The following is a 1,047-nucleotide window of genomic DNA, read 5'->3' on the forward strand; positions in this document are numbered from 1 at the left end:
ACCTTCGGAAACAAGCCGGAAACACCGGGGGCCGCTCCTCTGGCTACAGCTCGGGGTTGGGGGGATCTAACGGCAGGATTTTTCTTGGGAGGTATGGGTGGCGTGTTCGCTGCCTATTTCCTGCTGGAGAACTTTGCCGGGATCGACGCCATCTTTCGAGGGCTGGTGAATTAGTTGTCAAGTTTGTCAAGTCACTTGAGAGGAGCAAAATCATGACCGGTTCTTACGCTGCTGCTTATCTTCCTTGGATTTTTATCCCCATTGTTGGTTGGCTGCTTCCTGCAGTGGGCATGGCAGTGCTTTTTTTGTACATTGAGCGGGACTAGTCCCGGAGTGCTTTGATACTCACTAGTGCTGATTAATTTCAATTATTTCAGGCTAGAGATCAACCCCAGATATTGAGGCAGGGATCCCTTTTTTAGGGATCCCTCTCTTTTGGTCAGGATGATTTCCATCCGCGCTACCAGAGTCCCGAAAGGCGAAGGCTGTCCCCTCACCTCTTTTTTTTAGGAAGGGAGCATTTCCAAAGGACTTTAGATTGGAGCAGGATCCGGCGAGCTGATCCCATGCTAACGAGGAAAAGGGCAGCTTCTGCAACACCCTTTTAAGTTTTAAGAAGGAGGAGTCGATGGCCAGCCTTAACTTTCCAACCCTGCGTATAGGCGATCCCATTCAAGAGGGCAGTTTCCAGGTTTTCCCTCTCTTTTCTCAGGGGGAGCAGGAAGTTGCCTATCGCCTTCCAGATCTGCAAACCAAGGAAGCAACCATCACCGAGGTGAGCGAGGCCGGAGCAGTACCTCACCTGGTTGTGGAAAACCACAGTGAGTTCCTATTGCTGCTGGGAGTACCGAGCAGAGTCCCAGCGGGGCGACCAAGGCTCAGCTCTGTTCCATGACGGGAAGGTGGTTTATCTCTCGGCAGTCTCTCGGCGGTAGTACCGAACTCCTCGCCTAAACCCGTTCCTCCTGCAGGGGATCCCTAGGTCGTGTTGATCTTATGTTAGGATAGAGAGAATAATTTATAGAGGAAAGAGGATGAAGTTGGTTT

Annotated in this window: 3 protein-coding genes; all 3 read left to right on the forward strand. The window is 51.3% G+C overall.

Features of this window, described 5'->3' with window-relative positions:
- Positions 1-174: photosystem I reaction center subunit XI (locus NW839_RS12850; protein WP_414380698.1), on the forward strand; the 174-nt coding region annotated here is incomplete at its 5' end.
- 38 nt (positions 175-212) lie between these two features.
- Positions 213-326: a photosystem I reaction center subunit VIII gene (locus tag NW839_RS12855; RefSeq protein ID WP_011433114.1), complete on the forward strand. Its 114-nt coding sequence runs from the start codon at positions 213-215 to the stop codon at positions 324-326.
- Between the two features lie 302 nt (positions 327-628).
- A complete protein-coding gene (locus NW839_RS12860; protein WP_414351045.1) occupies positions 629-895 on the forward strand; it encodes an ARPP-1 family domain-containing protein in 267 nt (88 codons plus the stop codon).
- Positions 896-1,047: the final 152 nt, after the last annotated feature.

The organism is Synechococcus sp. R5-15, assembly GCF_047462035.1.
Taxonomy (GTDB): Bacteria; Cyanobacteriota; Cyanobacteriia; order Thermostichales; family Thermostichaceae; genus Thermostichus.

Coding starts and splice junctions, on each gene's coding strand:
- NW839_RS12855 (WP_011433114.1), top strand. CDS start 213: ATGACCGGTTCTTACGCTGCTGCTTATCTTCCTTGGATTTTTATCCCC.
- NW839_RS12860 (WP_414351045.1), top strand. CDS start 629: ATGGCCAGCCTTAACTTTCCAACCCTGCGTATAGGCGATCCCATTCAA.